Origin of the sequence: Roseomonas sp. CECT 9278, assembly GCF_918698155.1 — a bacterium.
Lineage (GTDB): Bacteria > Pseudomonadota > Alphaproteobacteria > Acetobacterales > Acetobacteraceae > Neoroseomonas.
The window spans coordinates 180,994-206,187 of record NZ_CAKKLX010000004.1 but is presented as its reverse complement, the minus strand read 5'-3'; the positions used below and the strand labels follow the sequence as shown (position 1 = coordinate 206,187).

The window sequence follows — 25,194 nt, the reverse complement described above, 5'->3', positions numbered from 1 at the left end:
TCGTCAACCAGCCTGCAGCGCGCGGCCGAAGACGCGGATCGGCGGCGCCGCCGCCAGGCGCGCCTCCCAGAACCCCACATCGCGCAGGTACAGCGTGTTCGGCCGCGCCGGGCCGGCAAGCGGCGTCAGCGCGCGGCGGAACGGGTCGTGCGCGAAGGGCGCGAAACCGGCGGCGCGCATGGTGTGCTCCACCGCGGTATCCGTCGCGCCGGCGGTCTCCAGGATCACGGCCTTCAGCGCATCGCCCGCCAGCAGGCCGGCGGCGCCCGCCAGCACCTCGGGCTCGGCACCTTCCACATCCACCTTCACCAGCAGCGGCGGGGCATCGGCGCACAGCGCGTCCAGGGTCTCGACCGCCACGTCCACGGCACCATCCGCCGCGGCGCGGTTCGTCGTGCCGCGCCCGGCCGTGAAGCGCAGAACACCCGGCGCTGCGCCGGCGGCGACGGCGCGGATCGTCACACGGTCCGCGATGCCGTTCAGCGCGACCATGGCGCGCAGGTGCGGCAACGTCTCGGCGGCCGGTTCCAGCGCCAGCACGCGCGCACCCACGGCTCCGGCAGCCAAGGCTGCATAGACGCCGACATTCGCACCGACATCGACCATGCGGTCATCGGCGCGCAGGGCCTGCAGCACGAAGCCCATCTCGGCCGGGTCGGTCAGGCCGGCGTACCAGCAGGCGGTGGCGGAGGACAGGCCGCGCCGCAGCCGCAGCCGCACGGCGCCGGCCGGGCCTTCCACCCATGGCGCATCGAGCATCGCCCCACGCCGTGCTGCCATCTGCCAGCGGACCAGCCGCGCCGCCGCGCCGAGCGGGTCGCGCCGTACCAGTGGGTTTCGCCACAGGAAGCCCGCCAGCCGAGGCAGCGCGGCGATCTTCATCCGGCGCGCCATGGCCGGCGCCGGCATCCGCCGCGACAGGGCCGCGTGTTCAACCGGCGGGGCAGGGCTGCCTCGTCTGGACGGCGCGGCATGGCGCTGTGGCCCGTCAGGCCGCGATCTTCACGCCAAGCCGCCCGGCGAGGTCCAGGATGAACTGCCAGGCCACGCGCCCCGACCGCCCGCCGCGCGTCACCGACCATTCGATCGCCTGGGCGTGCAGTTCCTCGGTGCCGATGGGGATGCCGAAATGCGCGGCGTAGCCGTCGATCATCGCGAAGAAGGTGTCCTGGTCGGCATTGTGGAAGCCGATCCACAGGCCGAAGCGGTCGGACAAGGAGACCTTCTCCTCGACCGCCTCATTGCCGTGAATGGCGCCAGCGCGCTCGTTCTCGATCATGTCGCGCGACATCAGGTGGCGGCGGTTGGATGTGGCGTAGAACAGCACGTTCTCCGGCCGGCCCTCGATGCCGCCATCCAGCACGGATTTCAACGCCTTGTAGTCGGCATCCTCGCGTTCGAAGGACAGGTCGTCGCAGAACACCAGGCAGCGGCGGTCCTGCGCGCGCAGCAGGCCGAGCAGGTCGGGCAGGGTGCGGATGTCCTCGCGCTGGATTTCTATCAGGGCCAGGCTGCCGGGCAGTTCCGCATTGGCGGCGGCGTGCGCGGCCTTCACCAGCGACGACTTGCCGGTTCCGCGTGCGCCCCACAGCATCGCGTTGTTGGCTGTGAAGCCGCGGGCGAAGCGCATGGTGTTGTCCAGCAGCAGGCCCTTCTGGCGCTCGACCCCGCGCAGCAGGTCGATCGGCACGGCCGCCACGCGCGGTACCGGAACCAGCCGCGCGACCGGTTCCGGGTGCCAGACGAAGGCGTCGGCGCCGGTCAGGGCGGGCGCGCCGGCAGGTGGCGGGGCCAGGCGCTCGAGCGCCTCGGCGATGCGGGTCAGGGCGGGCAGCAGGGCGGGATCATCCATGGCAGGCGCGCTTTAGGCCGGGATGCTATTGACGGGAAGGGGCGGGTGGGTAGGTTCCGCGCCTTCACGCCGGAAGACGGAAACAGAACACATGTGGACCCCCTTCGGGATCTCGACCGCCCATGCCCAGGACGCCGGCGCCGGCGGTGCCGCGGGCATCGTCATGCAGCTGCTGCCGCTGATCCTGATCTTCGTCGTCTTCTACTTCCTGCTGATCCGCCCGCAGCAGAAGAAGATGAAGGAGCACCGCGAGATGCTGACGCAGCTCAAGCGCAACGACCGCGTGGTGACCGCCGGCGGCATCGTCGGCACCATCACGAAGGTCAAGGAAGGCTCCGACGAGATCGAGGCCGAGATCGCGCCGAATGTGCGCGTGATGCTGGTGCGCGGGACCATCACCAGCGTCATCCGCCCGCAGGCGGCCAATGACGAGAAGCCGGCCTGAGGCTTCTCTCGTGCCCTCGGGCGTGACGTGCCGAAGGCACGCCTGCGGCGTGACGCGTGCGCTCCGCGCGCTCAGTTACGGGTGCGCGCTCCGCGCTGTGGGCTTCGCCGCACTGCCGGCGGGGCGCCTTCGCGGCCTCGGTCAGCTTCGCTGACCGCTGGCATCTGACATCCCTGGGTCGCGCATGAAAAAGGGCGCCGGGGTTTCCCCTCGGCGCCCTTCTTCGTGGAGGATGGTCAGGCCGACTGGCCGGCAGTGAAGCCGCCCTTGCCCATCAGGTCCGCCACCACGTCCCAGTTCACCAGCTTGTCCAGGAAGTTCGCCAGGTAGTTCGGGCGGACATTGCGGAAATCCAGGTAGTAGGCGTGTTCCCACACGTCGCAGCCGAGGATCGGCTGGCCTTCGCCGGTGCTGATCGGGTTGGCGCCGTTGGGCGTCTTGGTCACCTTCAGCTTGCCGTCGGCGCCGACCACCAGCCAGGCCCAGCCGGAGCCGAACTGCGTGGCGCCCGCCGCCTTGAAGGCGTCCTTGAAGGCCGCGAGGCCGCCGAGGTCGGCGTCGATCTTGGCCGCCAGCGCCGCCGGGACGCTGTCGCCATGCGAGCCGCCCGGCGCCATCACGTTCCAGAACAGGCAGTGATTGTAGTGCTGGCCGGCCTGGTTCAGCACGGGCAGGCCGTCGGCGCCCTGCTTGCCGGCCTCGGCGCAGATCGCTTCCAGCGACTTGCCGGCGAGGCCCTTGCTCTCGACCAGCCCGTTCAGCGCCGTGACATAGGCGTTGTGGTGCTTGCCGTGATGGAGTTCGAGCGTCTCCTGGCACATGCCGTTGCCGGCGAGCGCGGCGGTGGCGTAGGGCAGCGGGGGCAGGCTGAAGGCCATGGGGGTCTCTCCGGTCAATCGGGCGCAGCGCGGGGCGCGCTGCCCGTCGAGGTAGGCGGGGGTGCAACGGGCGTCAACCGCGAAGGGTTTCGCGGCGCGGCGCATTCGGCTTTCCCCCGGCGTTCACCGGCACGTCCGGCGCGGCAGCGCATGAGCGCCGGTTGTCCGTGCGCGCGCGTTCGACACGGCGGCCCGCGCGCCCGCGCGCCGACCCCGCCCTTCCCGCGCGCAAGCGCGCCGACCCCGCCCTTCCCGCGCGCCAGCGCGCCGACCCCGCCCTTCCCGCGCGCAAGCGCGCCGACCCCGCCCTTCCCGCGCGCGAGCGCGCGAGGCATATCCCCGCCGTGGCCCTCTCCCCCATCGGCGCCTTCGCGCGCGAGCACGACCCCGATCGCTTCCTGTGCGCCCTGTTCGCGCCCGCCGCGTCGCGCGAGGCGATCTTCGTGCTGATCGGCGTGAACCACGAACTGGCGCGCGCGCGGGAAGCCACGACCAACCCGATGGCCGCGCTGATCCGCCTGCAATGGTGGCGCGACGCGATCGACGAAGCGCGCGCCGGCCGCCCCCCGCGCCGGCACGAGGTCGCCGCACCCCTGCATGGAGCGATCGTCGCCGGCATGCTCGACCCCGACGCGCTGCTGTCCATGGTCGATGCGCGGGAGGTCGAGGCGGAGGACGGCATCGCCTCCGAGGAAGCCTTCGTGGCCTGGCTGCGCGGCACCGCCGGCGGCTGGTCCGCGGCGGCCGGGCTGGCGCTGCGCGCGACGCCGGCCGAGGCCGAGGCGCTGCGCGGCCTCGGCGCCGCCTATGGGCTGGCGGGCGTGCTGCGCAGCACCGCGGTCCATGCGGCGCAGGGTCGTTGCGTGTTGCCGGCCGACCGCCTGGCGCGGCATGGCCTGTCGGCCGCCGCGGTCATGGCGGCGCCGGGCGCGCCCGCGCTACAGGCCATGCTGCGCGACATGGCGGCGGAGGGCCTGGTCGCGCTGGACGGCGCGCGGCACGACCTGCCGCCCGGCGCCATCGCGGCCGGCCTGCCGGCGGTCCTGGCCCGGCGGGACCTGGCGCGCCTGGCGGCGGGGGGAACCGTCGCGCCGCGCGGGCGCGGCGTGGCGGACCGCCTGGCGGTGGCCTGGGCCGGGCTGCGTGGGCGGCCATGACGCGGCGTCGCACCCGCCTTGCGCGGCCCTGCACGCCCACCCAGACTGCGCCCGCCGGGAGGCCAGGATGAAAATCGAGTCGATCCCCACGGGCACCACCGACGTGCCGATCGTGATCTTCTCCTTCGATCGGCCGGACTACCTGGAGACGCTGTGCCGCGGCCTGGCCGCTCAGGTGCAGCTGAAGCCCGACCCGGCGCGGGTCCATCTGATGCAGGACGGCGCGGTGTCCCAGCTCACGGGCCGCCGCCACGGCGATCCCGCGCTGATCGCCCGCAGCATCGCGGTGTTCCGCGCGCATTTTCCCGACGGGCATGTGCATGCGGCGGAGCACAACCTCGGCATCGCCGAGAACATCCTGCGCGGGCAGGCGCTGGTGTTCGAGGATTTGGACGCGCCGGTCGGCTATTTCTTCGAGGACGACCTCGAGCCCGGGCCGCTCTACCTCGCGGCGATGGAGGGGGTGCGCCGCGCCACCGAGCCCTTCGCCGACCAGGTCGGCCATTTCGCCGCCTATGGCGACCATCGCAAGCGACCGCCGGGGCCGGAGGTCGGGTTCCGCCAGCTCGGCCACCATTGGGCCTTCGGGCTGCGGCGCGAGGCCTGGCGGCGCATCCAGGCCTGGCTGCCCGACTGGTGGGACGAGATCCGCCGCAATGACTATCGCGCGCGCAACAAGCGGCGGCTGCTGGAGCTCTGGCGGACGCGCCGCGTGGCGCGCGACGCCGTGACGCAGGATGCCGCGAACGAGCTCGCCTGCGCCGAGCTGGGCCTGGCGCGGATCGGCACCGATGTCTGCTTCGGGCGTTATATCGGGCAGGAGGGGCAGCACTTCTCGCCGGCGATCTTCCGCAAGCTGGGGTTCGAGGGCCTGAGCTGGGCCGAGGCGGAGCTGTTCCGCTTCGGCCCGCTGGCCCAGGCGACGGTGCAGCACATCGCGCAACGGGCCTTCAACATGCATGCGCGCTTCCGCCAGGAGGAACTGGAGACCACCATCGCGACGATGGATGCCGAGCGCGACGATCCCGACCGCCTGGCCAGCGAGGCGGAGATCCGCGCGCTGTGGCACCTGCTGCTGGACCGCCGGCAGGTGCCGGCACCCTACCTGGCGCGCCATGCCGGCCGCAGCACGATCCGCGCGGTGCGCCGCGACCTGGTGCGGCGCAGCGAGTTCGAGCGCTCGACCGGCCCGTAGCGCACGGCCCCGCCTCTCGCCGGCCCTGCGGCGGCGCCCTGTGAACCGCTTCGGGGAGGCGATTGCCGGGCCGTGGCACCAGATGACGCGCGCCGCACCGCCAAGGCGCTCCACCGTGACCGCCAGATGGGAGATCCCGCATGAGGCCGCTGCTCGAGGCGTTTCCACGCCGCCCCTTCGTGCTCAGGCCCGGGCGTGGCGCCGTTGGTGGCTGGCTGCTGGCGCTGGTCGGCACGGTGCTGTTCGGCGGCTTCATCGCGCTGCTGGCGATCGAGATCTGCCCCGCCATCCGCGACGACTTTGCGGTGCGGGACGCCGCCCGGCCGGCGCCGGCCGCGCGGATCGCCGAGGGCCGCTGCCGATCGCGGCTGTTCCTGTTCCAGACCTGCGACCTGACCATCGCCTGGCGCGACAAGGACGGCGCGCGGACGCGCAAGGTCACCTACATGTTCGTCGAACCGCATATGGGGTCGTGGTCGGCGGTGCCGATGGCGGACCCGGCGCGGGCCGGTCTGGTGACGACGGATCTCGGGCTGGACCGGCTGTGGAACCGTGTCGGCACGGCGCTCGGCGGCCTGGCCTTCGCGGTTGTGCTGATCGGCGGGCTGCTGATCGCGGCCTGGAAGGGCCAGGCGAAGGGCGGCGACGTGAAGGCGCTGGCGCAGCGCCCGCTGGTCGCCGCGCCGGTCCGCTTCCGCGGCTGGGGCGAGGGGCCGAGCTGGGTGGTCGAGGATGAGCGCGGCGAGGTCTTCGAATGGCCGGTGCGCAAATCCGACAAGCCGTTCGTGCTGGATGAGGGGCGGGGCCTGGTGCTGGCGCTGCGCGACCCGGCCGGCGGATCGGCCTTTCCGCTCGATGAGAAACTGCGCTTCGTGGTGCTGACCGCGCAGGAACGCGCGGCGATCGAGGCGGCGCGCCGGACGCCCGTGACCGGCGCGGCCTGACCCGGCGGTGCCGGGCGCTGGCCTCGCGCGCCCGGCGTGTCGTCGTGGTGGGCCGGCCGGCCCCGCGCATGGGGGCGGCCGGCCGCAGCTTCAGGCGATGATGCTGAACTGCGCGGCGGTGAGCGCGAGGCCGGCGTCGAACCTCGCGACCAGCGAGGCGCCGCCGCCACCGAGGCCATCGGCATCGTAGCGCAGCCAGCCGGTGGTCGCGTCATAGAGCACTCGGTCATCGGCCTGGGTGGCGCGGGCGCCGGTGGCGAAGGCGCCGGCCGCCAGCGCGCCGAGCGCGAGCGCGCTGAATTCCGACCGGTCGAGCTCGATCCTGTCCTCGGCGATCGAGAAGTCGAGCACCTGGTCGTAGTTGCCGGCGCCGGGCGCGACGTCGAAGCGGAAGACGTCGGCGCCGGCACCGCCGGCCAGCAGGTCCACGCCCTCGCCGCCGATGAGCGTGTCGGCGCCGCCATTGCCCCTGATGACGTCGTTGCCGGCGGCGCCGGACAGCTCGTTCGCGCCGACGTTCCCGTCCATGGCGTTGCGCTGGTTGTTGCCGTTGCCGTTGATCGCGCTGCCGCCCACCAGCAGCAGCCTTTCGACATTGGCCGCCATGGTATGCGTGACCGTCGCGCGCACCAGGTCGTTGCCCCCGCCGCTGCTTTCAAATACGGCGTCGCCCGCGCCGACGGCGTAGATGTCGTCGCCGGTGCTGCCGAACAGCGAGTCCGCGCCGCCGCCGCCGATCAGGATGTCGTCGCCGGCATCGCCGTTGAGGCCGTTCCGCCCGGCATTGCCGTAGATGGTGTTGTCGAGCGTGTTGCCGCTGCCCCCGACCGCGCTGCCGGTCAGCACGAGGACCTCCAGGTTGGCCCCCAGGGTGTAGCTGACCGACGACTGCACGACATCCGTGCCGCCGCCGCTGTCCTCGGTCAGCCGGTCGTCGCCATCGGTGATGATGAACAGGTCGTCGCCGCTGCCGCCGACCAGCGTGTCGGCGCCGCTGCCGCCGATCAGCGTGTCGTTGCCGTTGCCGCCGTCGAGCCGGTCGTTGTCGCCCATGCCCGAGAGCAGGTTCGCCACGCCATTGCCGGTGATGAGGTTCGCTTCGTTGTTGCCGGTGCCGCCGATCGCGTCCATGCCCGTGAGCAGCAGGACTTCGACACCGGACGTCAGCGCATAGGTGACCGAGGCCTCCACCACGTCGCTGCCGCCGGCGCTGCCTTCGATCACGCGGTCGCCGGCGTCGTCGACGATATAGACGTCGCTGCCGGCGCCGCCGTTCATCGTATCGGCGCCCACGCCGCCATCGATCCGGTCGTCGCCCTCGCCGCCGTTCAGGGCATCCGCGCCAGCGTCGCCCCTGAGCGTGTCCGCGCCGTCGTTGCCGTTCATGAAGTCGGCGCCGGTGAAGCCGACCATCGAATCGGCGGTGGCGGTGCCCCTGAAGACGGTGCCGGCCGTGGCGCTGGTCGTGAAGGTGCCGCTGCTGGTGACGGTCAGCGCGCTGGCATCGAGCGTCCGGCCGGTCACCGTCAGGGTGAAGCCGCGCAGGTCGAGCGACCCGGCGGTGCCCTCCAGCGTGCCGATGGTCTCGTTCGCGTCGATCGCGAAGGTGCCGGCCTGGAGGGTGAGCGCGCTGGCGTCATCGAGCGCGGCGCCGCCGCTCGCGAGCAGCGTGCCGGTGCCGGTGATGCTGACGGCGATGTCCTGCGCGGCGGTGCCGGTCAGCGTCCAGGTGTCGGAGCCCGCCATGTCGAGGATGTCGAAGAAGCGGAACTGCTGGCCGGCGCCCACCGAGCCGATCGCGAAGCTGCCGGCGGCGCCGCCGGTCAGCCGCAGCGTGTCGTCGGTCGAGGCCAGCCCATCGGCCACGACATTGCCGGTGAAGACGGCGCCCGCTTCAAGCGCGACGGTGTTGGTGCCGGAAAGCAGCGTGATCGCGTCGGCGCGCACGCCGTTGGTCAGGCCGCCGGCGATGGTGCCGGTATTGAGGATCGTCAGGTCGAAACCCAGGATGCCCGACCCGCCCAGGGCAAAGGCGCCGAAGTCGCCGCGCTGGCCGCCCGCGCCACCGGTGATGCTGCCCGAATTCGTGATGGTCGCGCCGCCGGTGGCGGTCACGTGGATGCCGTGGCCGCCCACGCCGCCCCGGCCGGTATCGAAGACGAGACTGAAGTCCGTGCCGCTGCCGACCCCGCCATTGCCGCCAGTGCCGCCGAGCAGCGTGGCGCTGTTGGTGAGCTCGGTGGCGTCCAGCCGCACCGCGGAGCCGCCGCCCCCGCCGCCACCACCACCGGAGAACTGGCCTGACGTGCCGGCGCCGTCGCCGCCATCCCCGCCATTGCCGCCGGTCTGGTCGGTGGTGAGGGTCGCCGTGGCGGCCACGACGACACCGGCGCCGCCCGCGCCGCCGCCGCCGCCGCCGGTCATGGCACTGTCGCTCGCGTAGCCGCCCGAGCCGCCGCTGTCGGCGTCGCCGCCTTCGAGCGAAAGGCCGCCGATGCCACGATAGACGCCTATGGATTCACCGGGCGCGCCTTGTCCGACGGTGCCGCCAACGCCCTGGCCGCCAAGCCCGCCCGCGCCGCCTGCGCCGGTGCCTGCCCCGGGAGCGCCACCGGCGCCGCCCGTGCCTGGTGATGCGCTGGCGTCCTGTCCGTTCTGGCCGTTGGCGCCGATGGTCATGTCGATCCGTTCCAAATAGTGCGCATTCGATGTAGCGGAGCCCAAAAAAAAATCAATGAAGTGAATTTATTGCAGTTCGATGCGCAGCTTTTGGTTGTGATTTGGTGTCCGGGCTCGCGCAGGAGGCTTGTCGGTGCGGATTCGGCGCGGGTGGTCGGCGTCGTGCGGCAGCACGGGTCAGGCGATGCGGCGCGGGGGCGCTGCGCGGACCGTTCGCCGCGACGCGCCGCCGCGGGCGCTCAGGCGCGTCTGCGCTTTTTCGCCGGTGCTTCGCTGCGCGCCAGCAGCGGGGCCAGGAAGCGGCCGGTGTGGCTTTCGGGGGTGGCGGCGATGTCCTCGGGCGTGCCTTCGGCGACGATGCGTCCGCCGCCCTCGCCGCCCTCGGGGCCGAGGTCGAGCACCCAGTCGGCGGTCTTGATGACTTCCAGGTTGTGTTCGATCACCACAACGGTGTTGCCCTGGTCGACCAGCGCGTGCAGCACTTCGAGCAGCTTGCGGACATCCTCGAAATGCAGGCCGGTGGTGGGTTCGTCGAGGATGTACAGCGTACGGCCGGTGGCGCGGCGGGACAGTTCCTTCGACAGCTTGATGCGCTGTGCCTCGCCGCCGCTCAGCGTGGTCGCCTGCTGGCCGAGATGGATGTAGCCCAGGCCGACTTCCTTCAGCACCTGCAGCTTGTCGCGGATGGCCGGCACGGCGGAGAAGAACTCCACGCCGTCATCCACCGTCATGTCGAGCACGTCGGCGATCGACTTGCCGCGGAACTTCACTTCCAGCGTCTCGCGGTTGTAGCGCTTGCCCTTGCAGGTGTCGCAGGTGACGTAGACGTCGGGCAGGAAGTGCATCTCGATCTTGATGAGGCCATCGCCCTGGCAGGCCTCGCAGCGGCCGCCCTTCACGTTGAAGCTGAAGCGGCCTGGCTTGTAGCCGCGCGCGCGGCTGTCGGGCATTTCGGCGAACCAGTCGCGGATGGGCGCGAACAGCCCGGTATAGGTGGCGGGGTTCGATCGCGGCGTGCGGCCGATCGGCGACTGGTCGATGTCGATGATCTTGTCGAGGTGTTCCAGCCCTTCGATGCGGTCGTGCGGGGCGGGGACTTCGGCGGCGCCCATGAGGCGGCGCGAGGCGGCCTTGTAGAGAGTTTCCACCACCAGGGTGGACTTGCCGCCGCCGGACACGCCGGTGATGCAGGCGAAGGTGCCGAGCGGGATCGAGGCCGTGACGTTCTTCAGGTTGTTGCCGGTGGCGCCGACCACGCGCAGTTGCTTCTTCCTGTCGATCTTGCGGCGCGTGGCGGGCACTTCGATGCGGCGCGCGCCGGACAGGTACTGGCCGGTGAGGCTGGCGGGGTTGGCCATGACCTCGGCCGGCGTGCCCTGGGCGATCACGCGCCCGCCGCCGGCGCCGGCGGCGGGGCCGATGTCGATCAGGTGGTCGGCCTGGCGGATCGCGTCCTCGTCGTGTTCGACCACCAGCACGGTGTTGCCGAGGTCGCGCAGGCGGCGCAGCGTGCCGAGCAGGCGTTCATTGTCGCGCTGGTGCAGGCCGATGGAAGGTTCGTCCAGCACGTACAGCACCCCGGTCAGGCCGGAACCGATCTGCGAGGCCAGCCGGATGCGCTGCGATTCGCCGCCCGACAGCGTGGCGGAGGAGCGGCTGAGGCTGAGGTAGTCCAGGCCGACATCGACCAGGAACTGCAGCCGGTCCTCGATCTCGCGCAGGATGCGCCGGGCGATTTCCTGGCGTTGCGGCGTGAGGGTTTCCATCACCGTGGCGAACCAGTTGCGGGCGCGCTGGATCGAGAGGTCGCTGACTTCCGCGATGTGCTTGCCGGCCACCTTCACCGACAGCGCCTGCGGCTTCAGGCGGAAGCCGGTGCAGGTGGCGCAGGGCTTGTCGGCCTGGTAGCGCGAGAGGTCCTCGCGCACCCAGGGGTTGTCGGTTTCCTTGTAGCGGCGCTGCAGGTTCGGCAGCACGCCCTCGAAGGGCTTCTTGACTTCGTAGGCGCGCAGCCCGTCCTTGTAGCGCAGCGTCACCACGTCATCGCCGGTACCGTGCAGGATCTGCTGGCGGATATGCGGCGCGATGTCCTGCCAGGGCGTCGTCATCGCGAACTTGAAGTGGCGCGCCAGGCTTTCGAGCGTTTGCGTGTAGTAGGGCGATTGCGCGCCGGTCCAGGGCGCGATGGCGCCGTCCTTCAGTGCGACATCATCCTGCGGCACCACCAGCTGCGGGTCGAAGAAGGTCTCGGTGCCGAGGCCATCGCAGGCCGGGCAGGCACCATGCGGCGAGTTGAAGGAGAACAGGCGGGGTTCGATTTCCTCGATGCTGAAGCCGCTGACCGGGCAGGCGAATTTCGCACTGAACACGGTGCGTTCCTGCGTGTCGGCGTTCTCGGCATAGGCGATGCCTTCCGCCAGGCCGAGCGCGGTCTCGAACGAATCCGCGAGGCGCTGGGCGACGCCCTCGCGCACCACGATGCGGTCCACCACGATCTCGATGTCGTGCTTCAGCTTCTTGTCGAGCTTGGGCGCCTCGCTGATCTGGTGCAGCGTGCCGTTGACCTTCACGCGCTCGAAGCCGCGGCGCTGCCATTCGGCCAATTCCTTGCGGTATTCGCCCTTCTTGCCGCGCACCACGGGGGCGAGCAGCAGCAGCCGCGTGCCTTCCTCCATGGCCATGACGCGATCGACCATCTGGGAGACGGTCTGCGCTTCGATCGGCAGGCCGGTGGCGGGGGAATAGGGCACGCCCGCGCGGGCCCAGAGCAGACGCATGTAGTCGTGGATTTCGGTGACCGTGCCGACGGTCGATCGCGGGTTGTGGCTGGTGGTCTTCTGTTCGATCGAGATGGCCGGCGACAGGCCCTCGATCGAATCGACATCGGGCTTCTGCATCAGCTGCAGGAACTGCCGCGCATAGGCGCTGAGCGACTCGACGTAGCGGCGCTGGCCCTCGGCGTAGATGGTATCGAAGGCGAGGGACGACTTGCCCGAGCCGGACAGGCCGGTGACCACGGTGAGCGTGTCGCGCGGGATGTCGAGGTCGACATCCTTCAGGTTGTGCTGGCGCGCGCCGCGGATACGGATATGGCCGGTCATGGGGGGAAGACTCCGGGGGCGCGCTGGTGTTCTGGTGATGTTCTCACCATATATGCGGCGGCCTGTGCAAGCTGCAAAGGGGGGGGCAAGGGTGGCCCCGCGCGGCGCGCCGGGCTAGTATGACAGACGGAAATCAAGGGACTGCGCGGCATGGCGGGCATCAACAAGGTCATCATCCTCGGGCGCCTGGGCAAGGACCCGGAAGTGCGGAACTTCCAGAATGGTGGGAAGGTCGTGAACCTGCGGATCGCCACCAGTGAGCGTTACAAGGACCGCGAAGGAAACCAGCAGGAACGCACCGAGTGGCACGCCGTAGCGATCTTCAACGATCGCCTGGGCGAGGTGGCGGAGAAGTACCTGCGCAAGGGCAGCGAGGTCTACATCGAGGGCCAGATCGAGACCCGCAAATGGGCCGACAAGGACGGGCAGGACCGCTACACGACCGAGATCGTGCTGCGCCAGTACCGCGGTGAATTGCAGCTGGTCGGCGGGCGCGGCGGCGGGGCGGGCGACGATGCGGGCGGCGGCTATGCCGAACGCTCCGGTGGCGGTGGCGGCGGCTATGGCGACCGGCCTTCCGGCGCCGCGCCGCGCGGCGACGGCGGCGGTGGCGGGTCCTCGCGCGCGCCCTCGCGTGGCGGCGGCTGGGATTCGAAGAAGACCGACCTCGACGACGAAATCCCGTTCTGACCCCTGTGCGGTTGACGGGCGCGCGCGCGCGGTGCCAATGGCGCCACGCCAGCGCGCGCCGCGCCGCGTGACCCACGACATCGGATCGAGTTACCCCGCGTGAGCGACTCCAGCCCCCCCGGCCTGCCCCCCTTCGACACGCAGCCTGTCGCGCTCGAGGAGGAGATGCGCCGCTCCTACCTCGACTACGCCATGAGCGTGATCGTCGCGCGCGCCCTGCCGGATGCGCGCGACGGGCTGAAGCCGGTGCACCGTCGCATCCTGTTCGCCATGCAGGAGGCCGGCTACACCGCCGACAAGCCGTATCGCAAGTCGGCCCGCGTGGTCGGCGACGTGATGGGCAAGTATCATCCGCATGGCGACAGCAGCATCTACGACGCCATGGTCCGGATGGCGCAGCCCTTCAGCATGCGCGTGCCGCTGATCGACGGGCAGGGCAATTTCGGCAGCGTCGACGGCGATCCGCCGGCGGCGATGCGCTACACCGAGGCGCGCCTGGCGCCGTCCGCCATGGCGCTGCTGGAAGGCATCGACGAGGACACCGTCGACTTCCAGGCGAATTACGACGAGAGCGCGGAAGAACCCCGCGTGCTGCCCGCCGCCTTCCCGAACCTGCTGGTCAATGGCGCCAACGGGATCGCGGTCGGCATGGCGACGAACATCCCGACGCACAACCCGACCGAGATCATCGACGCCACGCTGGCGCTGGTCGCGGACAATTCCCTCACGCTCGACGACCTGATGCAGATCGTCCCGGGGCCGGATTTCCCGACCGGCGGGATCATCCTGGGGCGCGCGGGCATCCGGTCGGCCTTCGAGACGGGCCGCGGCTCCATCCCGCTGCGCGCGCGCGCCGAGATCGAGGAGATGAAGGGCAACCGCCAGTGCATCGCGGTCACCGAGATCCCCTACCAGGTCAACAAGTCCACGCTGCTGGAGAAGATCGCCGAGCTGGTGCGCGCCAAGGCGATCGAGGGCATCTCGGACCTGCGTGACGAATCCGACCGCTCGGGCATGCGGATCGTGATCGAGCTGAAGCGTGACGCGACGGCCGAGGTGGTGCTGAACCAGCTGTACCGGATGACGTCGTTGCAGACGTCGTTTGCGGTGAATTTCCTCGCGCTCGACAATGGGCGGCCGCGGCAGATGGGGCTGAAGGACGCCCTGATGGCCTTCATCGCCTTCCGCGAGGAGGTCATCCTGCGCCGGTCGCGCCACCGCCTGGCCAAGGCGCGCGAACGCGGGCACCTGCTGATCGGCCTGGCCATCGCGGTGGCGAATATCGACGAGGTGATCCGCGTCATCCGCGCCAGCGCCGATGCGGCGACGGCCCGCGCCGCGCTGATGGAACGCGCCTGGCCGGCCGGCGATGTCGGCGTGCTGCTGGCGCTGGTGGATGACTACCGCAACGTCATCACGCCCGAGGGCACGGTGCGCCTGACGGAAGAACAGGCGCGCGGCATCCTCGATTTGCGCCTGCAGCGCCTGACGGGCCTCGAGCGCGACAAGATCACCGCCGAACTGGGCGAAGTGGGCGAGCGCATCCGCGACCTGCTCGACATCCTGGGCAGCCGCGTCCGCCGCATGGAGGTGATGACCGCGGAGCTGCTGAAGGTGCGCGCGGAGATCGCCTCCCCGCGCATGACGCAGATCGTCGATCACGTTGCCGATGTGGATGACGAGAGCCTGATCGAACCCGGCACCATGGTGGTGACGCTGACGCGCGACGGCTATGTGAAGCGCACGCCGCTCGACACCTTCCGCGCGCAGGGGCGTGGCGGGAAGGGGCGCACCGGCGCCGGCACGCGCGAGGACGACGTGGTGATCCGGTCCTTCGTGGCCCACACCCATCAGTTCGTGCTGTTCTTCACCAGCCGCGGCATGGCCTTCCGCGAGAAGGTCTGGCAGTTGCCCGAAGCCAGCCCCACGGCGCGCGGGCGTTCGCTGCGCCAGGTGCTGAACCTGCAGGATGGCGAGAGTGTCACGGCCGTGCTGCCGCTGCCGCTCGATGAGACACTGTGGGAAGGGCTGCACCTGGTGTTCGCGACGCTGCACGGGAATGTGCGGCGCAACCGCCTGTCGGATTTCCGCAACGTGCGGTCGTCGGGGCTGATCGCCATGAAGCTGGGCGAGCGCGACAGCCTGATCGGCGTGTCGACCTGCCGCGAGGGCGATGACGTGATGCTCGCGACCCGCATGGGCCGCTGCATCCGCTTCCAGGCGGAACCCGATACGCTGCGCCTGTTCGCCGGGCGCGATTCGGATGGCGTGCGCGGCATCCGGCTGCAGGAAGGCGACAGCGTCATCGCGCTGTCCGTGCTGCGTCACATCGAGGCCAGTCCGGCCGAGCGCGCGGCGTATCTCAAGGCGGCCGCCGCCAAGCGGCGCGCCGGCGAGGACGATGCGGAGGCAGCGCCCGCCGATGACGCCGAGGAGCCGGTCGTCGAGATCGCGCTGACCCCCGAGCGCTTCGACGAGCTCGAAGCGGCGGAGGAGATCATTCTGGCGGTCACCGATGGCGGCTTCGGCAAGCGGACATCGGCGCATGAATACCGCGTGACCGGCCGCGGCGGGCAGGGGATCACCGGCATCACCCTGTCCAAGCGCACCGGGCGCGAGGTGGTCGCGACCTTCCCCGTGCGCCCGGGCGACCACCTGATGCTGGTGACCGATGGCGGCCAGCTGATCCGCATCGAGGCCGATGACGTGCGCATCACCGGCCGGCAGGGCATGGGCGTGACATTGATGCGCCTGTCGGACGGGGAGCGCGTGATCTCCTGCTTCCCGATCGCCGACGAGGGCGATGACGAGGAGGCGGCCGAGGCCCATGATTGAACGCGTCGCGCTGTATCCGGGCACCTTCGACCCCGTCACCAACGGTCATCTGGATGTGATCGGCCGCGCCGCGCGGCTGGTCGACCGCCTGGTGGTCGGCGTGGCGATCAACATCGGCAAGGGGCCGCTGTTCGACCTGGAGGAACGGGTCGCGCTGGTGAAGGCCGAAACCGCCGCCATCGCCGAACGCCACGGCACCGTCATCGAGGTGCGGCCCTTCGAGGGGCTGCTGGTGCACTATGCGCGCGAGGTCGGCGCGCGGATGATCATCCGCGGCCTGCGCGCCGTCTCCGACTTCGACTACGAATTCCAGATGGTCGGCATGAACCGCCGCCTGGACCAGGAGATCGAGACGGTCTTCCTGATGGCATCCGAGACCAACCAGTTCATCGCCTCCCGCCTGGTCAAGGAGATCGCGAAGCTGGGCGGGGACATCTCCGGCTTCGTACCGCGCACCACGCTGGAGCGCACCATGGCGAAGCTGCGCGCAACACAGGCCTGAAGGGACACGCACACATGGATCGCAGGACGCTTATCGGCGGCAGCATCGCCGCGCTCGGCCTCGCCGCCTGCGCGCAGGACGCGCCGGCGCAGACCGCTCCCGCCACGCCGCCGAACCCGGAGAACATCCTGGTGCTGCAGCTGCCCGCGGGCGAAGTCCGCATCGAGCTGCTGCCCGACCTGGCGCCGCGCCATGTCGAGCGCATCAAGGTGCTGACCCGCCGCGGCTTCTACGACAACACGCCCTTCCATCGCGTGATCGAGGGCTTCATGGCGCAGGGCGGGGATCCGACCGGCACCGGCACCGGTGGGTCGAACCTGCCCGACCTCGCGGCCGAATTCTCCCCGCCGTCCCGCGCGCGCTTCATCCGCGGCACGGTGGGCGCGGCGCGCACGCAGAACCCCAACAGCGCCAACAGCCAGTTCTTCATCATGTTCGCGCCGACGCCCAGCCTCGATGGCCAGTACACCATCTGGGGGCGGGTGATCTCCGGCATGGATGCCGTCGATCGCCTGAAGCGCGGCGTGGGCCAGGGCGGCCAGGTTCCGCAGCCGGCCGACCGCATCCGTAGCGCGCGCATCGCCGCCGACATCCGCTGAGGACCATTCGATGACCGACACCACCGCCGCCGATCCCGAGAACACGCTGATCATCGAGATCGAGCACGGCACCATCACCATCGCGCTGCGTCCCGACCTGGCGCCCAAGCATGTCGAGCAGATCAAGACGCTGGCGCGCCGCGGTTTCTACAACGACACGCCGTTCCACCGCGTGATCGAGGGCTTCATGGCCCAGGGCGGCGACCCGACCGGCACCGGCACGGGCGGTTCCGACCTGCCGGATATCGAGGGCGAGTTCAGCCAGCCCGGCACCGCGCGCTTCCAGCGCGGCACCTGCGGCATGGCGCGCACCAGCGATCCGAACAGCGCGAACAGCCAGTTCTTCATCATGTTCGCGCCGGCCTCCAGCCTCGATGGGCAGTACACCATCTGGGGGCAGGTGACCTCCGGCATGGAGGCGGTGGACAAGATCAAGCGCGGCGCCGGCATGTCCGGCCAGGTGCAGGGGCCGGACAAGATCCGCTCGATGCGGGTGGCATCGGACGCCGCCTGAGGCTATCACCCGGCGCCATCATGACCCGGCGCCGGGTCGGGCGTGCCCGTAGCTCAGCCGGTAGAGCACGTGACTTTTAATCATGGGGCCGTGGGTTCGAGTCCCACCGGGCACACCAAACCCCTGGCGCCGAAGCGCGCGTCAATGCGCGCTTGGCCGCGGTGCCGCCGACAGCAGCGCCAGCACGGCATGCAGGATCCGCACGGCGGCGGTATCACCGACTTCATGCGCCTCCGCGAGGGCGACGGCCACGGCGGAGGACGCCGCTTCGATCGGGTGTGGCACCCTGCCACCGGGTCGAGACGAAGCACGCGGCAAGCGTGCTACCTTCTGTGTATTCAACATGTTCACGTTCCCCAAACACTACGCCTGACGCAACTGTCACAAGACAATGCGCGTCCAGTGACGATGAACAACGGCGAAATCACCAGTGCTTGCGGGCCTCACAGCCTATTCACGGTGGTCTGACGCCGCTTTGGGAATCCGTAAATCATCGCGCAATTGCTGTTTCGGCGGTTCGCGCGCGGGTTGCAGCGCCGGCGGGCGAGACGCCCGCCCGGGGGCCTCGCCAGACATCGAATCCCGATCCTATCCTGGCGTCCTCGCACCAAGGACAAGCCCGGCACCATGACAGGCCGCCCCTCTCGCCAGGCCTGGATGATCGTGGGCGGCGGGTTCCTCGCCTTCACCGTCTCCGCCAGCCTGATGCATGCCTACACGGTGTTCCTGCTGGCCTTCGTCGCTGAGTTCGGCTGGTCGCGCGCGGATGCCAGCCTGGCTTATTCGGTGGGGCAGATCATCGGCGGGCTGTCCTCGCCGCTGGTGGGCGGGCTGGTCGACCGTCTGGGCGCGCGGCGGATGGTGCTGCTGGGCGGGTGCCTGCTGACGGCGGGCCTGCTCGGTTCCTCGCAGGCAACCACGCTGTGGCAGGTGGTGCTGCTGTACGGCGTGGTGATGACGCTGGGGGCGAATTGCATCGGCCTTGTCGTCTTCGTGCCGCTGGTCTCGCGGCTGTTCGTGGCGCAGCGCGGCATGGCGATATCGCTGCTGCAATCGGCCAACGGGTTCGGCCGCGCGATCTCGGCACCGGTCGCGCAATGGCTGGTGGACGAGGCCGGCTGGCGGAACGCCTACCTGCTGCAGGCCGGGTTGATGGGAGTGCTGGTGATCCCCCTGGCCGCGATGTTCCGCCGGGCGGAGGCCGCCATCCCGGCCGGCGTCACGGGCGCACCGGTCGACGGCCGCGCCTGGACGCTCGCCGAGGCGGCGCGCACGCGGCATTTCTGGCTGCTGTTCCTGGTGTACATGCTGACCAGCATCGGCAGCTTCCTGGTCTCGCTGCACCAGCTGGCCTTCGCGGTGGGGCAGGGGTTCGAACCGCTCTATGCCGCCTTCGTGCTGGGCATGGGCAGCCTGCTGGCGCTGCCGGGGGTGATCCTGACCGGCACCATCTCCGACCATATCGGGCGCGAGCGCGCGGCGATCCTGGCCTATGCGATCTCGATCCTGGGCGTGGCGGCGGCCCTGCTGATCGACAGTGGCGACCAGCACCTGATGCTGTGGCTGCATGCCTGCTTCTTCGGCATCACCTGGGGCGCCCGGGGGCCGGCCATCACGGCCAAGACCGCCGACCTGTTCGGCGGGCCGCGGCTGGGCACCATCCTGGGCGTCATCACGGTGGGGTCGGGGCTGGGGGCGGGCATCGGCGCCTGGGGCGCGGGGCTGCTGTTCGACGTGACCGGCACCTACCGGCCGGCCTTCGTGCTGTCGATCCTGGCCTATGCGGCGGGGGCGGTGGCGTTCTGGGCGCTGCGGCGGCCGGTCTCGGCGTGACGGCGCGCGGCGCGGCGCCGGGCACGCGTTGACCGCCGGGATGTGGCACGACACGCTTGCCCCGTGAACCGTCCGGGCCAGCACCGACCATGAGCGAGACGCGCCAGGATGCGCTGCGCAGGCTCTGGCTCGGCATCTTCTTCATGTGCGTGGCGACCACGGCCTTCCCGATCATGAACGGGATCGTGCAGGTGCTCAGCCGCACCTACCCGTCCGAGCAGATCATCTGGGCGCGCACCGCCGGGCACCTGGCGGTGGTGCTGCTGCTGGTGGTGCCGCGCTATGGCATCGAGGTTCTGGCCACGAAGCGGCCGGCCGCGCAGATCTCGCGATCGCTGCTGCTGCTGGGGTCGACCACGCTGTTCTTCTTCGCGGTGAAGGACGTGCCGCTGGCCAAGGCGGCGTCGATCTCGTTCATGGCGCCGTTCTTCGTCACGCTGCTGGCGGTGCCGATGCTGGGTGAACGCATCGACGCCAAGCGCCTGGGGGCCGTGATCGTCGGCTTCTGCGGCGTGCTGGTGGTGATCCGCCCGGGCAGCGAGGTGTTCCAGCCCGCCGCGCTGCTGATCGTGGGTTCGGCCTTCTGCTACGCGGTGTACCAGGTGTTCACGCGCAAGGTCGCGGGGATCGACCGGCCGGAAACCTCGGTGATGTATTCCGCGTTGATCGGCACGGTGGTGATGAGCTTCGTCGCGCCCTTCGTGTGGATCATGCCGCACAGCATGACCGACCTGCTGCTGCACCTGGCGCTGGGGCTGCTGGGCGCGGGCGGGCATTGGTGCGTGGCCAAGGCCATGACCTATGGGCAGGCCAGCGTGATCTCGCCCTTCCAGTATTGGCAGATGATCGGGTCGGTGCTGGTGGGATATGTCGTCTCGGGCCTGTTTCCCGATGCCACTACCTGGGTGGGGGCGGGCATCATCGTTGCCTGCGGTGTCACGCTGGCGGTCGCGGAGAGCCGCCGGCGCTGACCCCTGGACAGGCTGCGCGCCACGCCGGACGATGCGCGCAGGGACGGGGACGACAGCATGGCACGACGCAGCAAGGTGGTGGCCGATTTCGACGCGGCCGTAGCGGGCATACCCGATGGCGCGACCATCGCCTTCGGCGGCTTCGCGCTGCCCGGCGTGCCGTTCAACCTGACCGCCGCACTGCTGCGCCAGGGTGCGAAGCGGCTGGTGTGCATCGGCAACACCACCGGCGGCGCGCACAAGCCGCGCAACCCGGATATCGGCATGCTGGTGGAGAACGGCCAGGTGGCGAAGGTGATCTGTTCCTTCACCGCCGCGCCGCGGGCGTCGGACAAGCTGCCGTTCACGCCCTTCTACGAACGCGGCGAGGTCGAGGCCGAGGTCGTGCCGCAGGGCACGCTGGCCGAACGCCTGCGCGCCGCGGGTGCCGGCATCCCGGCCTTCTACACCCCCACCGCGGTCGGCACCGAACTGGCCGCAGGGCGCGAGACGCGCATCATCAACGGCCGCGAGGTGCTGCTGGAATACGCCCTGCCCGCCGATGTCGCGCTGCTGCGGGCCTGGCGCGCGGACGAGGCCGGCAACCTGCGCTTCCGCCGCGCCCAGCGGAACTTCGCCCCGGCCATGGCGTCGGCCGCGAAGCTGGTGATCGTGGAGGTCGAGGAACCGATCCTGCCCGCCGGCGCGATCGACGCCGACGACGTGCATGTGCCGGGCATCCTGGTGCATCGCCTGGTGGTTATCCCGCCGGCGCCGGAGGGCATCTGGCCCGCACTCCCCGCCCGCAAGGAGGCCGCGTCATGAGCTGGACCCGCCCGCAGATGGCCGAGCGCATCGGCCGCGAATTGCAGGATGGCTGGATCGTCAACCTCGGCGTCGGCATGCCCACGCTGGTCTGCGATGTGGACCTGGGCGACCGCGAGGTCACCTTCCATGCCGAGAACGGCGTGATCGGCTTCGGCCCGGTCGCCGCCCCCGGCGAGGAAGATGTGAACCTGGTCGATGCCAGCCGTCGCCACGTCACGCTGAACCCTGGGGCCGCCATTGTCGACCATGCCGACAGCTTCGCGCTGATCCGCGGCGGACGGATCGATGTGACGGTGCTGGGGTCGTATGAGGCCGCGGCGAATGGCGACTTCGCCAACTGGAAGGTGAAGGGGGCCAAGGGTGGCGTGATCGGCGGGGCGATGGACCTCGCGGCCAGCGCGAAGCGGGTCTTCCTGATGCTGGAGCACCGCATGCGCGACGGCACGCCGCGGCTGCTCGCGCGCTGCACGCTGCCCATCACGGCGCGCGGGGTGGTCACGCTGGTGGTGACCGAAATGGGGCTGTTTGCGCCGACCGGCGAGGCGTTCAAGGTGCATGACCTGGCACCCGGTGTGAGCCTCGACGAGGTCCGCGCCGCCACCGCCTGTCCCGTCACGGAGTGAGCCGCATGCATATCGACTACTACGCCTCGTTGAATTCGCCCTGGACGCATCTGGGGGCCGCGCGGATCGAGGCACTGGCGGCGCAGCACAACGCCACGCTGCGGATCTTCCCGGTGGATTTCGGCACCATCTTCGCCAATTCCGGCGGGCTGCCGCTGCCCAAGCGTTCGCCACAGCGCCAGGCGTACCGGTTGCAGGAACTGGCGCGGTGGCGCGAGGCGCTGGACATTCCCATCACCATCCAGCCGAAGCATTTTCCGCACAATGAACTGCCCGGCTGCGGCTGCGTGATCGCGCTGCGCGAGACGATGGGCGATGCGCCGGCGGTCCGCCTCGCGCATCGCGTGCTGAAGGCGCTGTGGGAGGAGGAGCAGAACCCCGCCGACCCCGCCGTGCTGGCCGCGCTGATCGCGGAATGCGGGCTGGATGCGCCGGCGGTGATGGCGCTGGGCGCCGAGCCGCGCTGGCAGGAACGGCGGCTGGCGGACACGCAGGCGGCGCTGGACCGCGGCGTGTTCGGCGCGCCGGGCTACGTGATCGGCGAGGACATCTTCTGGGGGCAGGACCGGCTGGACTTCGTGGCGCGGCGGCTGGCGCGCGGATAGCGCACGGCATCCGGCGCGCGCCTCCGGTGACCCATCTGGTGCGCGCCTGCGGTGACCCATCTGGTGCGCGCCTGCGGTGACCCATCTGGTGCGCGCCTGCGGCGCGACGCATCATCGCGGGATGCCCGAGGGGATCCCGCGATGACCGACCTGCCTTCCCTGCGCCGTGCGGCGCTCGACTGGATCGGCGCGAATGAAGCGCGCATGTCTGCGTTCAACGAACGCATCTGGGGCTTCGCCGAGCCCGCCTGGCGCGAATACAAATCCGCCCGCGCCTATGTGGATTTCCTGCGCGCCGAGGGGTTCGACGTCGAGGAAGGCTCGGGCGGCATGCCCACGGCCTTCGTCGCGCGCTGGGGGGCGGGCGGGCCGCTGCTGGCGTCCTTCTCGGAATACGACGCGGTGCCGGGGAACTGCCAGGCGGTGGTGCCGCGGCGCGAACCGCGTGCGGGCATGCACCCCTATGCGGCGGGGCATACCGACCCGCATTCCTCGCTGGGCACGGCGGCGCTGACGTCCGTGCTCGCGGCGAAGGCCGCGCTGTCGGCGTCGGGCACGCCGGGCCGGCTGGTGCTGTTCGGCGAACCGGCCGAAAAGGTCTGCGGGTCGAAGCCCGTGCATGCCGCGAAGGGTTACTACGACGGGCTGGACGCCGCCGTGGTCTACCACCCGCACCTCCAGAACACCGTGACGGCCGAGACGCAGTTCGGCGCCTATTGGTCCGCGGTCATCACCTTCACCTGCGACAGCCCCGAGACCTGGATCGACAAGTCGTTGCTGCCGATCCGTGATGTCGGCCATGCCGCTGCGCGCGCGCCCGGTGCGTCGGACGCGCTGTGCCTGATGTACACGACAACGAAGTACACCAAGGAGGCGATGTTTCCCCACGCGGGCGCCTGGACGCTGAACGAATGCATCCTGCATGGCGGCGATGCGACATCGGACAACCTCGCGCCGCGCTTCACGCAGATCCAGTATTCCTGGCGCACGCCCTCGCTGCCGATGGCGCAGCAGATCGCCAATGTGCTGATGGCGAATGCGCGATCCGCGGCGATGGCGACGGCCTGCACGGCGCATCTGCGCTGGGTGACCAAGACGCGCGTGGGGCTCGCGAATACGGTGCTGACGGACGCGACCTGGGCGAACCTGCGGGAGGTCGGCCCGCCCGCCTATGGCGACGCGGCGAAGGGATTCGCGCGGGAGATCCAGGCGAACCTCGGCCTGGCGCCGATGGACGATCCGTTCTCGCCCGCCAACACGAAGCTGACCGACCCGGCGGAATTCGAGGCCGGCATGCGCCACTTCCTGCCGCCCTGGCAGCATCATTTGTCGGCCGACGACTATGTCGAATTCTGCTGGCACTGCCCCACGGTGCGGCTGCTGACCGCGCGCCCGCGGCTGCGCGCGCCGGATGCGGATTACGACTACCCGATGTGGTCCTACAACGCGCTCGGCGGGCTGCCGGCGGCGATCGACCCGGGGATGTTCGTCGCCGCCAGGACGATGGCGCTGACTCTGGTGGACCTGGTGGCGAAGCCCGGCCTGCTGGACGCCGCGCAGGCCGAATGGCGCGAGCGCACCGGCGGCGGCATGGGCGGGTCGAAATGGGTGGCGCCGTTGCTGCCGCGGGATTTCGCCGCGCCGGTCGACATGAAGTGGCCCGAATACGTCACCACCCCGCGCGGCGAGGAATGGTGCGTGCCGACGCCTACGGACGGTCTGGGGGCGGGCGAGCCGCTGTAAGCCCCGCCGCGCGGCCGGTGGCGAAGCAGGCCTGCAGCAAATAGCCACCGGTCGGCGCTTCCCAGTCGAGCATCTCGCCGCAAGCGAAGATGCCGGGGTGGCGGCGCAGCATCAGCCCGCCATCCAGTTCCGACCAGGCGATGCCGCCGGCCGAGGAGATGGCCCGCGCGATGGGGAAGGGCGCCGCCAGCGTGACGGGCAGCGCCTTGACCAGCGCGGCCAGGTCGTTGCGTGGCGCGCCGTGGTGCAACGCTTCCTGGACCAGCGCGATGGCCACCGGAGCAAGCCCCGCCGCGCGGCGCAGGTGGTTGGACAGCGTGACGGCGCCTGGACGCGCGTTGATGCGCTGTGCCAGCGCGTCGCGGTCGATGTCCGGGCGCATGTCGATGTACAGCGTCGCGCAGCCTTGCGCGGCGATGGTGTCGCGCAAGGCGGCGGAGAGCGCGTAGACCGCGCCGCCCTCGATGCCCTGCGCGGTGATCATGGCCTCGCCGCGCGTGGTCGCGCCGCCGAATGACAGCGCGATGCGCTTCAGCGGCGTGCCGGCGAAGCGCGTGCGCAGGTGGTCCGACCAGCTCACCGCGAAGCCCATGTTGGACGCGCGCAGCGGCGCGATCGCGACATCCGGCAGCAGCGCCGTCCAAGCGCCATCGGACCCGAGCCGCGGCCAGGACGCGCCGCCCAGGGCCAACACCGTGGCGTCGGGGCGTTCCAGCCGCTCGCCATCCGGTGTGGCGAAGCGCAGCGCGCCATCCTGCGCGAAGCCCGTCCAGCGATGGCGCGGGCGGATCGCCACGCCGAGCGACGCCAGCCGCGCCAGCCAGGCGCGCAGCAGCGGCGAGGCCTTCATCGCGCGCGGAAACACCCGCCCCGAACTCCCTATGAAGGTCGGCTGGCCGAGCGCGTCGCACCAGGCGACCAGCGCCTCGGGCGGGAAAGCGCGGATGAAGCGTTCCAGTGCTTCGCGCGCCGGGCCGTAGCGGTCGAGGAAAGTCTCCAGCGGTTCGGAATGCGTCAGGTTCAGCCCGCCGCGCCCGGCGATCAGCAGCTTGCGCGCGATCGAGGGCATGTGGTCCAGCACGGCGACGGCGGCGCCGGATTGCGCGGCCGCCTCCGCCGCCATCAGCCCGGCCGGGCCGGCGCCGATGACGATGACACGCCGTGCCGGGTCGGGCCGGTTCAGCGCGTCGCGTCCGGCGCCGCTGCGCGCATCGGACGGGC

At 70.7% G+C, this 25,194-nt stretch carries 21 protein-coding genes and 1 tRNA gene; 16 read left to right on the top strand and 6 right to left on the bottom strand.

The window, feature by feature from the left end:
* Positions 1 to 3: 3 nt before the first annotated feature.
* Together LQ222_RS04545 and LQ222_RS04540 are read right to left on the bottom strand one after the other, a co-directional pair.
* The gene (locus tag LQ222_RS04545; protein WP_230164778.1) at positions 4 to 894 is read right to left on the bottom strand and encodes an FkbM family methyltransferase; all 891 of its coding nucleotides are present in this window, start codon (positions 892 to 894) and stop codon (positions 4 to 6) included.
* Positions 895 to 988: 94 nt separating this feature from the next.
* Positions 989 to 1,852, bottom strand: coding sequence for an ATP-binding protein (locus LQ222_RS04540; protein ID WP_230164777.1), 864 nt, complete (start codon positions 1,850 to 1,852; stop codon positions 989 to 991).
* A gap of 91 nt (positions 1,853 to 1,943) precedes the next feature.
* Between LQ222_RS04540 and yajC the strand changes: the two genes are divergently transcribed.
* Entirely contained in the window at positions 1,944 to 2,297 is a 354-nt protein-coding gene (yajC, locus tag LQ222_RS04535) for a preprotein translocase subunit YajC (protein ID WP_230164776.1), read from the top strand.
* A 236-nt stretch (positions 2,298 to 2,533) separates the two neighbouring features.
* Here the strand turns inward: yajC and LQ222_RS04530 are convergent, their stop codons facing one another.
* The gene (locus LQ222_RS04530; protein ID WP_230164774.1) at positions 2,534 to 3,175 is read right to left on the bottom strand and encodes a superoxide dismutase; all 642 of its coding nucleotides are present in this window, start codon (positions 3,173 to 3,175) and stop codon (positions 2,534 to 2,536) included.
* 344 nt (positions 3,176 to 3,519) lie between these two features.
* Between LQ222_RS04530 and LQ222_RS04525 the strand changes: the two genes are divergently transcribed.
* From LQ222_RS04525 to LQ222_RS04515, 3 genes are all read left to right on the top strand, one after another.
* Positions 3,520 to 4,332, top strand: a complete 813-nt coding sequence (locus tag LQ222_RS04525; protein ID WP_305800003.1) for a squalene/phytoene synthase family protein — start codon at positions 3,520 to 3,522, stop codon at positions 4,330 to 4,332.
* Positions 4,333 to 4,399: 67 nt separating this feature from the next.
* Complete coding sequence (locus tag LQ222_RS04520) at positions 4,400 to 5,527, top strand: hypothetical protein (RefSeq protein WP_230164773.1); 1,128 nt, start codon at positions 4,400 to 4,402, stop codon at positions 5,525 to 5,527.
* A 140-nt stretch (positions 5,528 to 5,667) separates the two neighbouring features.
* Positions 5,668 to 6,471: a hypothetical protein gene (locus LQ222_RS04515; RefSeq protein ID WP_230164771.1), complete on the top strand. Its 804-nt coding sequence runs from the start codon at positions 5,668 to 5,670 to the stop codon at positions 6,469 to 6,471.
* A 90-nt stretch (positions 6,472 to 6,561) separates the two neighbouring features.
* Here LQ222_RS04515 and LQ222_RS04510 read toward each other — a convergent pair whose 3' ends face one another.
* Both LQ222_RS04510 and uvrA read right to left on the bottom strand, forming a co-directional pair.
* The gene (locus tag LQ222_RS04510; protein WP_230164770.1) at positions 6,562 to 9,150 is read right to left on the bottom strand and encodes a calcium-binding protein; all 2,589 of its coding nucleotides are present in this window, start codon (positions 9,148 to 9,150) and stop codon (positions 6,562 to 6,564) included.
* Positions 9,151 to 9,389: 239 nt separating this feature from the next.
* A complete protein-coding gene (gene uvrA / locus LQ222_RS04505) occupies positions 9,390 to 12,251 on the bottom strand; it encodes an excinuclease ABC subunit UvrA (RefSeq protein WP_230164769.1) in 2,862 nt (953 codons plus the stop codon).
* A 150-nt stretch (positions 12,252 to 12,401) separates the two neighbouring features.
* Between uvrA and ssb the strand changes: the two genes are divergently transcribed.
* From ssb to LQ222_RS04445, 12 genes are all read left to right on the top strand, one after another.
* A complete protein-coding gene (ssb, locus tag LQ222_RS04500; protein ID WP_230164768.1) occupies positions 12,402 to 12,941 on the top strand; it encodes a single-stranded DNA-binding protein in 540 nt (179 codons plus the stop codon).
* A gap of 99 nt (positions 12,942 to 13,040) precedes the next feature.
* On the top strand, positions 13,041 to 15,776 hold the full coding sequence (gene gyrA / locus LQ222_RS04495) for a DNA gyrase subunit A (protein ID WP_256443991.1): 2,736 nt from the start codon (positions 13,041 to 13,043) through the stop codon (positions 15,774 to 15,776).
* Positions 15,769 to 16,278, top strand: coding sequence for a pantetheine-phosphate adenylyltransferase (gene coaD, locus LQ222_RS04490; protein WP_230164767.1), 510 nt, complete (start codon positions 15,769 to 15,771; stop codon positions 16,276 to 16,278). The genes gyrA and coaD overlap by 8 nt, the downstream gene beginning before the upstream one ends.
* Positions 16,279 to 16,292: 14 nt before the next feature.
* On the top strand, positions 16,293 to 16,877 hold the full coding sequence (locus LQ222_RS04485) for a peptidylprolyl isomerase (protein WP_230164766.1): 585 nt from the start codon (positions 16,293 to 16,295) through the stop codon (positions 16,875 to 16,877).
* Positions 16,878 to 16,887: 10 nt separating this feature from the next.
* Positions 16,888 to 17,391: a peptidylprolyl isomerase gene (locus LQ222_RS04480; protein ID WP_230164765.1), complete on the top strand. Its 504-nt coding sequence runs from the start codon at positions 16,888 to 16,890 to the stop codon at positions 17,389 to 17,391.
* A gap of 42 nt (positions 17,392 to 17,433) precedes the next feature.
* Positions 17,434 to 17,509: transfer RNA gene (locus tag LQ222_RS04475), tRNA-Lys, on the top strand.
* A gap of 509 nt (positions 17,510 to 18,018) precedes the next feature.
* Positions 18,019 to 19,224 (top strand): MFS transporter, encoded by a 1,206-nt coding sequence (locus LQ222_RS04470; RefSeq protein WP_230164763.1) that lies wholly within the window; start codon positions 18,019 to 18,021, stop codon positions 19,222 to 19,224.
* Between the two features lie 89 nt (positions 19,225 to 19,313).
* Positions 19,314 to 20,195: a DMT family transporter gene (locus LQ222_RS04465; protein WP_230164761.1), complete on the top strand. Its 882-nt coding sequence runs from the start codon at positions 19,314 to 19,316 to the stop codon at positions 20,193 to 20,195.
* A 57-nt stretch (positions 20,196 to 20,252) separates the two neighbouring features.
* Positions 20,253 to 20,999 (top strand): CoA transferase subunit A, encoded by a 747-nt coding sequence (locus LQ222_RS04460; RefSeq protein ID WP_230164760.1) that lies wholly within the window; start codon positions 20,253 to 20,255, stop codon positions 20,997 to 20,999.
* Positions 20,996 to 21,625 (top strand): 3-oxoacid CoA-transferase subunit B, encoded by a 630-nt coding sequence (locus LQ222_RS04455; protein ID WP_230164759.1) that lies wholly within the window; start codon positions 20,996 to 20,998, stop codon positions 21,623 to 21,625. The genes LQ222_RS04460 and LQ222_RS04455 overlap by 4 nt, the downstream gene beginning before the upstream one ends.
* 5 nt (positions 21,626 to 21,630) lie before the next feature.
* Positions 21,631 to 22,230, top strand: coding sequence for a 2-hydroxychromene-2-carboxylate isomerase (locus LQ222_RS04450; protein ID WP_230164758.1), 600 nt, complete (start codon positions 21,631 to 21,633; stop codon positions 22,228 to 22,230).
* Between the two features lie 141 nt (positions 22,231 to 22,371).
* Positions 22,372 to 23,973, top strand: coding sequence for an amidohydrolase (locus LQ222_RS04445; RefSeq protein ID WP_230164757.1), 1,602 nt, complete (start codon positions 22,372 to 22,374; stop codon positions 23,971 to 23,973).
* Here the strand turns inward: LQ222_RS04445 and LQ222_RS04440 are convergent.
* Positions 23,939 to 25,156, bottom strand: coding sequence for a TIGR03862 family flavoprotein (locus LQ222_RS04440; protein WP_256443993.1), 1,218 nt, complete (start codon positions 25,154 to 25,156; stop codon positions 23,939 to 23,941). The two genes, LQ222_RS04445 and LQ222_RS04440, sit on opposite strands and share 35 nt — an antisense overlap.
* Between the last annotated feature and the right edge of the window lie 38 nt (positions 25,157 to 25,194).